The 343-nt window shown below is 74.9% G+C and carries 1 protein-coding gene; it reads right to left on the reverse strand.

The window, feature by feature from the left end:
• The coding region (locus tag KWI83_RS37930; RefSeq protein ID WP_218518907.1) for a phosphopantetheine-binding protein at positions 1–343 on the reverse strand (343 nt) is incomplete at both ends.

The following is a 343-nucleotide window of genomic DNA, read 5'->3' on the forward strand; positions in this document are numbered from 1 at the left end:
CTGGGCGAACGACAGCGGTACCTCGCCGCCGGTCCGGTCGGCGGGCCGCAGGGGTGGGCGGGCGGTGGTGGCAGCGTCCAGGTGCCGCACCAGCCCGGCCGACGTGGGACTGTCGAACAGCGCCCGCACCGGCAACTCCACCCCGAACACCGACCGCACCCGGGACACCAGCCGCGTCGCCAGCAGCGAATGACCACCCGCCACGAAGAAATCGTCGTCCGCCGCCACCGACGCCAGCCCCAGCACCTCGGCGAACAGACCACACAGGATCTCCTCCCGAGGCGACCGAGCCACCCGCCCCCGGCCCCCGCCGGAGAACTCCGGCACCGGCAACGCCGCCCGG

Origin of the sequence: Streptomyces sp. TRM70350 (assembly GCF_019219825.1) — a bacterium.
In the GTDB taxonomy this organism is placed as follows: domain Bacteria; phylum Actinomycetota; class Actinomycetes; order Streptomycetales; family Streptomycetaceae; genus Streptomyces.